Origin of the sequence: Mesotoga infera, assembly GCA_011045915.1 — a bacterium.
Lineage (GTDB): Bacteria > Thermotogota > Thermotogae > Petrotogales > Kosmotogaceae > Mesotoga > Mesotoga infera_D.
In genome coordinates this window covers 1-8,550 of record DSBT01000377.1, presented here as the reverse complement: position 1 = coordinate 8,550, position 8,550 = coordinate 1, and the positions used below count along the sequence as shown (strand labels likewise).

7 protein-coding genes are annotated in these 8,550 nt (G+C 44.3%); 3 read left to right on the top strand and 4 right to left on the bottom strand.

Annotated features, from left to right (window positions below; translation table 11 throughout):
- Positions 1–118: 118 nt before the first annotated feature.
- The 3 genes from ENN47_12275 to surE all read left to right on the top strand — a co-directional run bounded on the left by ENN47_12275 (position 119) and on the right by surE (position 4,156).
- Entirely contained in the window at positions 119–1,222 is a 1,104-nt protein-coding gene (locus ENN47_12275; protein ID HDP78925.1) for an extracellular solute-binding protein, read from the top strand.
- Positions 1,223–1,227: 5 nt separating this feature from the next.
- Positions 1,228–3,261 carry an ABC transporter permease subunit gene (locus ENN47_12270; protein ID HDP78924.1) on the top strand — a complete coding sequence of 678 codons (2,034 nt, stop codon included), beginning with the start codon at positions 1,228–1,230 and terminating at the stop codon, positions 3,259–3,261.
- Positions 3,262–3,328: 67 nt separating this feature from the next.
- The gene (surE, locus tag ENN47_12265; GenBank protein ID HDP78923.1) at positions 3,329–4,156 is read left to right on the top strand and encodes a 5'/3'-nucleotidase SurE; all 828 of its coding nucleotides are present in this window, start codon (positions 3,329–3,331) and stop codon (positions 4,154–4,156) included.
- Here surE and ENN47_12260 read toward each other — a convergent pair.
- The 4 genes from ENN47_12260 to ENN47_12245 all read right to left on the bottom strand — a co-directional run.
- Positions 4,153–5,520 carry a hypothetical protein gene (locus ENN47_12260; protein ID HDP78922.1) on the bottom strand — a complete coding sequence of 456 codons (1,368 nt, stop codon included), beginning with the start codon at positions 5,518–5,520 and terminating at the stop codon, positions 4,153–4,155. The genes surE and ENN47_12260 overlap by 4 nt on opposite strands.
- Positions 5,521–5,716: 196 nt before the next feature.
- Entirely contained in the window at positions 5,717–7,003 is a 1,287-nt protein-coding gene (locus ENN47_12255; protein HDP78921.1) for a hypothetical protein, read from the bottom strand.
- Between the two features lie 16 nt (positions 7,004–7,019).
- Positions 7,020–8,318: a hypothetical protein gene (locus tag ENN47_12250; protein HDP78920.1), complete on the bottom strand. Its 1,299-nt coding sequence runs from the start codon at positions 8,316–8,318 to the stop codon at positions 7,020–7,022.
- Between the two features lie 24 nt (positions 8,319–8,342).
- Positions 8,343–8,550 (bottom strand): DUF362 domain-containing protein (locus ENN47_12245; GenBank protein HDP78919.1); only part of this gene is annotated, 208 nt, incomplete at its 5' end.

Genomic DNA, 8,550 nt, shown 5'->3' with positions numbered 1-8,550 from the left:
GACACGCCGATTCCAGCAATAGCCAACGCGATTTTCGATGCTACCGGCATCCGCCTGAGACACGCTCCTTTTAAGAGTGAACGGGTTCTTTTCGAGATACTGAATATGGAGGTGTGAAATGAAAAAAACGGCAACATTCTTGTTCGTGATACTGCTCTGCTCGTTTACATTTGGAATCACCTTCTGGGTGAGCTGGGAAGGAGAGGATTTCTACAGGGCAGCGGCCAGTAGATTTTCAGAGAAGACGGGTATACCGGTGGAGATTGTCTACTTCCCGAAGATCGAGGAGAAACTCAATGTGAGCTTGAAGACAGGCGACTTGCCTGATGCTGTGATGATAAAGGATACTTATGTAGGCGATGTGGCTGCCTCGAAAAGGAATCTGCCTATCCCAGAATCTGCGCTGAGAGACTACCCCGAGAGATATCTGAGTGCCTTCACCTGGAACGGTGAAGTCAGCGCTGTTCCCTACTATGCAGACAGTCAAGTCGCCTTCATCAATCTGGATGCCTTTGAAGAAGCAGGCTTGAATCTCGAAGACGACTTCGACTTCGTACAGTTCGAGATAATAAAGGAGAAGCTCACAGGGATAGTCGACTATCCTATCGCATTCGATTTCACGTCACCCTACATAATGTTTCCCTATGTCTCGGCACTTCTGAGCGGAGAGGAGAGGGCTGCACTCAAGATCGGAAGTCCCGAGAGCAAGGAGACTGTATCGATCGTGAAGAGCTATTTCGATTCAGGTGTGATCTCCAGACTTGAAAGGGCGGCCATGAATGGGCTTTTCAGACAGGGAAAGATTGGCGTGATGCTTCAAGGCAGTTATATGGCGGAGAAGTTCAGAGAGAAGGGCCCTAGATTCACGATGCTCCCCTTTCCCAATCTACAGGGGATAGAGGTAAGAGTAGTTGTCGATTCAAAAGGTTTTGCTCTCTTCAACAGCGATACTTATGAACAGTGCATGAGCTTCATAGCCTACCTTGGGGAGCAGAGCGAAGAGTTCTTCATACAATGCGACAAGTACCCGCTTTTTGGGTCAGGCTGGCTTCCAGAGCTTGGAGAAATCATTAATAAAGGAGAATTCATGCCAAATATTCCAGGATATCAGACACTGTTGTTTGAGGCTCTGGAACCCGCTTTACAGGCAATATTCAGTGGAGCTATGACCGTCGATCAGGCCTTAACTGGTGCACAATCCTACATTGACTCTGTCCGGTAGTTAGTATGTCGGTCGTGATACCGATCTTCTTTACCCTTGGACTGCTTCCTCTTATAGTGAGAAGGAAGTGGTCTATGGGTTTGTCTATTACCTTCATTCTCGCAATCGCGACTATCGCTCCCACGCTTTGGGCTGTGTATGTCTCATTGACGGAATTTGGCATCTTTCAGACGGAACCTGTCTTTTCCGGTCTGAAAAACTACGAAATTGTGCTAAGAGATTCCGGTTTCAAACTCTCGCTGAAACTGACGGCCCTCTGGTCGACACTGAAATCGGCAATTGAGGTCTCAATCTCCTTCTTAATCGCGCTCAGGTTGAGAAAAGCTACCAGGTACAGCAAGTCTGCTCTTCTGCTCTTGGGTATAGGCTGGTTTATACCATCATTCATAACGGTGTCCGGATGGAGGGTCTTTGTTCAGGGATACGGAGGGTACTCTTTGTTGAATACCCTTCTTGGCACAAGTATTGACGTGACTCTCAACCCCCTTCACGCATTTCTTTCTTCCCTACTTGTAAGCGTCTGGCTTTCGATACCTCTCTCGACCATGATAATTCTCGGGATGCTAGGGAGAGTTTCAAAGGAACTGGATGATGTAATGAAAATAGACGGTGCGGGAGATCTCACAACCGCCTCTATTCTGTTTGGAGAGATAAGACATCTATTGATTCCGTACTTCTTGTTTCAACTTGCCAGATCGATGAAGGAGTTCACATCTGTCTTTCTTATGACCGGAAACGGTCCGTTGCTGCCTGAGGGATTCACTCCGCATACCTTGACCGGTTCAACTTCATTTCTCGGAATCGTTCTCTTCAGGAAATTCAATACGGCAAAGGATTACGGACTTCTCTCCGCTTACGCGGTATTCGTAGGAGTATTCGCACTCATATGGATCTTGGGCGCGCTCTTTTCTCGAGGAGAAGTGCCGAAGAGACACAGGCGGGTTCTCTATCTCAGCAGCGCGGCACACATTCTTCTGGGGCTTTTCGCAGGCTGGAACTGGTTCGTTTTTCCCGTTGTTGCCGGATATTCGATACTCCCGCTAATAATACCCCGCTTCAGGAAGCCGTTCAGGCGGCTAGTGGGAGTACTGTTGATATACGAAGTCGTCATATTCATTCTGAGCGTTGCTCAAAATGGTATCAGTGGCGTCATCCCGGCCACCCTTCTAAGCGTGCCTATGATCTTTCTGTCTATAAGATACAGATTTCCTCACTTCGATTTTTCCATTCCCGGATGGCTTAAGAGAGCGCTTCTTATTGTCTGTCTGGTTCCCACCGCAGTGATTGTGATCTACATACTCTTTCTCTCCTTCGCTTCCGATTCGGACATTGTGCCTTCAATCTCCGAACTGACACTGGCAAACTACGGCAAAGTGATCTCCGACGGACTCCCGGGCAACATATTCAATACTCTGAAGATCGCTTTTTGGGCCTTTGTGATCGTTCTTCTGGCTGGAGTTCCCTTTTCCTATCTCTTCTCTTTGAAGAGAAACATATTTGTGAGGATTGTCGCTTCAGTGATTGTCTTCGGAAGCCTCTACAACGGAATGCATACGTTACTCCCTATGTACTTTGTATTCGACAAGTTGGCCCTCGTGAACAGCTTGTTCGGAGTTGGGATGGTTGTATGTATTCAGGCAATGCCGCTAACTATTTTGCTGCTTGGCGGCTTTTTTTCTTCTGTCCCGAGAGAGCTCCGGGAAGTCTCTCTCCTCGAGGGATTATCGGAAACCGGCTACTTATTGAGAGTTCTTATTCCTCTTTCAATGCCCATAATCGGCGGACTACTCATGTACACTCTAGTCTCAGCATTCAATTCCTTCTCCATGCCGCTAATCCTTCTAAACAGTCAGGAACTCATGCCTTTCTCTCTCAAGATCTACAGTTACGCGGGTGAAGTAAGGAGCTTCTACACCTCCTGGAATTTATTCGGAGCGGCCTCGGTAATAGGAGTTATTCCGCTCCTTCTTTTCTTCAGAAGCTCACTGAAGCTTATTTACAGCTCGAATCTACGTGATCAGGGAATAGAATATGACTGAGCTTCACTCGCGGCTTTCAGGAAAGAATCCTTCATTTACGATACAATATAGATGGTGGTGAATTCTTTTGAAAATACTTTTGACTAACGATGATGGAATCCAGGCGACTGGAATAAGGTCACTCGCGAAGAGACTCTCAAGGTCTCACGAAGTGACAATAGTTGCTCCCGAAAGTAACCGGAGCGGCGTAAGTCACTCAATTACATGGTTGACGCCGGTACGGATAAGAGAGAGGGAAACAATAGAGAACGTCTCCTCCTTCTGCACGAGCGGAACTCCAGCAGACTGTGTGGTTGCTGCTGCAACGATCAGCGGCATTGACAGGTTTGATCTTGTGCTAAGCGGCATAAACCATGGCCAGAATCTTGGGGTTGACATCAGGTACTCGGGAACATTATCTGCAGCACTGGAAGCCAGGGTACATGGGATACCTGCCATGGCAATCTCCGTGGTTAGCGAGGAGAATCCAGATTTTCTGGCAGCTGTGGACTTCTCTGAAAGTTTCGTAAGAGAGTATGACTGGAAGAAGCTTCCGAAGCATACCGTTCTTAACGTTAACGTGCCTGCGATACCTAGAGACAAGATCCGGGGAATCAGTTGCACAAGACCTGGTGGTCTCATAAAGAGACGCTGGTTTGAGAAAAAAGTAAATGAATGGGGTGAGGAGGAGTTCTGGATGCGGAAGGAGATCCTCCACGATTCTCACGATGAAGACCTAGACTTTGTAAATGTCGACAAAGGGTTCATCTCGGTAAGCCCCATCGATTTCTTTGGCTCCTGTGACTCAGATTTCGGATTCTCTCTCGAAGAAGATTTAAGGCGCTTTTCAAGTCACTGGTTCAACAATAGAAATGCCAGCGATTATATTGCAGGAATTGCTGAAAGCAAAACCTAGAAGTCTATAGAAGTTGAAAAGCCCATGCTGAGATCAAATCTGACAGACTCATAGAGATGTATTCTTGCTCTTGCTAACAGGACTAGCTTTTGATTCATAAGAAACCTAGCTTGAGCAGATATCATAAATTCGTGTGAGATAGGCGTCACAAGTCCATACCAATTTTCGTCGTAGGGGAAATCGTATTCCGAGTCTATATCTATAGTGCCTTTTCTGAGATACTCCATCGTAACATCTAGTCTCATAGTCGAGTTCTCGTATTCAGCACTCACCAAGCCCAATGCTGCATCCGGTCCATACGGAAAGCCAAAGAATCCATTGATTGCTCCCAGTTCCTCAATCCATAGCGGATTCACAAATCCGCCTTCTTTTTCCTTTCTATTGTACATATAAGTCGTTGAATGATAGTACTCAAATCTAAGCTTTAAACCCCCACCTCGTAAAAGCGAGCTTTTCCTTACTGAATAATCTGCTTCCATAATGCGGGGCCCCAAGAATTCGTTTCCTTCAAGTAGAGTAATCACCCCTCCTACCAACCAACCAAATGCATTTGGGTTTGATTCATGAGATTGACTTTCGACTCCAGTCACTAAGTCGTCAAGTGTGAACTCACCGTAACCAAGGACATTGCCTATGTTCATCTCCATTCTAATTGCACCCATTATGTTTGAGCCTTTCTGATAGGTGTTGTGGTGCAGAATGAAGGGAGCAAGATCCTCCAAATCAGGATATGCACCGTGTACAAGGTTTTGCTCCACCACAGATATGAGAACGTTTTCGTTGAGGATCTGAATTGTGTGTCCTATGAGCGTCCTCGGGGCATTATAGATGCTCCTATCAGAAGTAATCGCGTAGAAACCGTACGATAAATCTCCGAAGATACTTCCTGTTGTCAGATTGATCCACAAATGATCAAAATAAGGAAAGCTTTCCGATAAAATGAAGCTATAGAAAGAACTTCCATAAGCGATTTTCCTTCTTCCCAAAGAGAAAGAAAGTATATCTTCGTTCATCTCCAAGTAACCAACTCTCGGGAAATTGAGATCAATAGTCGGAAGAACATAGCCTTCAGTATAAGGGAGGTTGCTTTTCCCTCCTGTTTTCAGAAAAGTTGATGGAACCTGTCTAATATCAAAACGTAGTATCAATTCGCACTTTGGGAAACTCATCTCTGTTGAAAACTCTGCAAACGGGGGCATAGACAAGTATCTTTCGAATTCTCTCATTGTAGCCTTGTTATCATCAATCATAAGAGGCATGTTATTCATGGAAAGAACGGGCGAAAAAGTAAATCGAAATTCCGACCAAGAAACGCCAATAATCGGAAACAAGAGCAGGTAAAGAAGCATTAATCTATTCCTCATAACCTCCACCTTCAGTCACCACATAGGTTGCTGGAAAATAAGCTGCTCGTAACCCGATAGTTCTTCTAAATTAAAGCAAATTAAGATTACGGGATCTAAACGATGCGGATACTTCTGAAGAGCACGACGGGATCTTCCAAAATGCGGCATTAACATCTTAGCCTTCTCATGTTTCTCTTCCTCTATCTAGTTTAGACTAGTTCAGACTCAGTTTGCCAGCCAGATCTTCGATCCCCTTCACAACAAAAGGCAAACAATATACTAAGACGGGTAAGAGAAGCCTTGCTTCCGACGTCCGACCGATCATGAAGTTCATAAAGATGAAAGGTACTACCCACAGCCAAGTTGATTTGTAGAACGGAATCTTCCAAGCAAGAGGAGTAAAAACAGCCGGAATCGAAAGCAGTATGACTGGATAAACTAGGGACCAGATGTTGTTAAGGTTAAAATCATATTGAAAGAAATTCAGATAGTATTGAGCTTCAGGAAACAGTACTCTAGACAGCACTACCGTGAAGCCCAGTGGAACCAATACTAGGACTGCTATCTTTAGCCAATTATCAAGCCTCTTCAAATTCGACTTGTCCGACATTTGATACAAGGAGTAAATGACTGCGATGAATAAAGCGTGATCTGTTCTAGCAGTACATGCTAGCAGAACCAACGAAATCATTGTTGCGAAGGCGCTCTTTCTATAGATGGCAATCAACGAGCCTGTAAAAAGCGACAACGAGAACATTGTCTCCGCCTGAAGAAAATCCTGAGTCGCAAACGGCAAGAGACCAGCAAACAGAAGAACAGCCATAAGGGATGAATAAGGACCTGCAAAGTTCTCAGTGAAGAAGTATAACAGGATGAAGAAGACAATGGAAAAGAAGAATCTAGCCGTCACATGCCCGTAGTAGATCCTGCTTTCTTCAGTGTCGTCTATCAAGTAATTCTTGAGTTCTTCAGGGATGTGGCTCCCAACTGTAAGAATCAACCTGGCCGGATCCATTGCATACTCTTCGATTTTGAAAAACTGAATGTTTGCTTTCAAGATGTTCTTGATTAGTTGATTCTCTCCAAACACAGAAGACAGTAGATTGTCAACGTTCTCATTAATAACATTCAAGATCGACATCCGCTCTTCCACAGAGAAGAACAGATCGAAGCTCCTGCGGAACTCTTCATCCCAAGCTTCTTCTTCCAAGAGCAATCTTGACAAATACTGATTGTTGATGTCATACCACTTCAGAGGTATGTTCTTGAAGAAATACTCAACCAAATAGTAGATTCCAAAACGAAATTGATCAGGTGCAACGCTGTTTCCTGCAATTACATCTCTGTGACAGGCCACACGCGAGTACCTTGAATATGTCAGAAGTCTGCTATCTGTAGTCCATACAGTCATCGATGCAAAAACATAAGAGAGAATCACGATCAACAAGAATACCACGAGTAGCCACTTCTTTCTTGATGAAAGCACTTTATTACCTCTCATACATAACAAGCTCCTCTCATATTGCTTCATCGCAATTTCTTGTTGCATCAACAATCCCAACGATTGTTAGTGGGATAAAATAGACTAAGACCGGTAAAAAGAGCCTTACATCAAAAGTCTTCCCCACGGCAAAGTTAAGAATCGTAAAGGGTATAACCCATATCCATGTCTTCCTATACCATTCAATCTGTCTCAACTTGAATGAAAATACAAGCGGGATACATAAGAAGATCGAAGGAAAGATCCAAGACCAGATGAATGCGAAGTTAAACCCAAACTGAAAAACATCAACATAGTACTCTGCATAAGGATATACAATGTTTTTCAGAAACAATGTAGCTATGACCGGGATGCTGAGAAGTACTATTCCATGTACAAGTGTCGAGATCTTTCTTACTCTCAATGCATCAAGCCCGTAATAAAGACAGAATATACCTAAAATGAAGAGAGCATGATCTGGTCTAGCTGTACATCCCAAAATAATTAGCAGAGTAAGGATAATTCCCGTTCTGCGTTTGAGCATGGCTAGTAATGATGCAGTAAAAATACAGACCGAGTACAGGGCTTCAGCTTGAAGGAACTCCTGAGTTACGAAGGGAAGAATCGCTGCAAACGTAAACATCGAAAAAACAGATAAGGGCCGACTTAGGAAACACCGAGCATAGAAATATATGAGAATGTAGAGAAGTGAACTGAAGAAGAACCTGGAATTGAAATAGCCGTTCATAATTCTTGTTTCATCGCTGTCTGGATCTAGGTAAGATCTGATGTCTGAAGGAAGCAAATTACCTATCAACAACGCAGTGCGCTTTACATCAGATACATAATCCTGCCATCTGATCTCACCAATTAGATTTTTGAGCAGATTCTGCGCCAAGACACTGTCCTTGAACAAGTCTTCCAATATGCTGTCTATAGTGTTATTGATAGAAGCTATCAGTTCTTGCTTGTTGGCCTCAGTATACATGTAATTGGCACTCTTCATTATTTCTGGAGTCCAAGCAGCTTCATCGGTCAAGAGATTTGAGAGGTTCTCGTTGTAGTTGTCAAACCATTTTAGAGGAAAATACTTGAAAAAGTGTTCAATAAGCATAAAACCGCCTATTCGATATTGCTCGGGTGCAGTGCCCTTTCCCAACACAAGATCTCTGTGTATACTAACTCTCGAATATCTTGAGATGGTCAGAAATCTGCTATCGGTAGTCCATACAGTAACGGAAGTGAAGACGTATCCGAGAACGAGCGCAACAAAAAGTACAATGAATGACATTCTCAATCTACTTGACCCAGAAAAAGACTGTGATTCCGATTTCATGGATACCTCCCATGGTATAGTCGGCTAGTAGTTGTCCCACAAACGGCCCCAGGGGTTCTCTTTCTTCCACTCCTCGAAAATCCGAACGCCGTGCTTCTTCCACCAGTATTTGTCATGATAAGTGTCCGAAGCGGCCACAAAGATTTTCACAAGCGGCGTGTGGAAGAAGAGTTTCTGAAAGACCTTCAACGGACTGAACCAGAGTAGATCTCCGACTCTGCTCGCAAAGTTG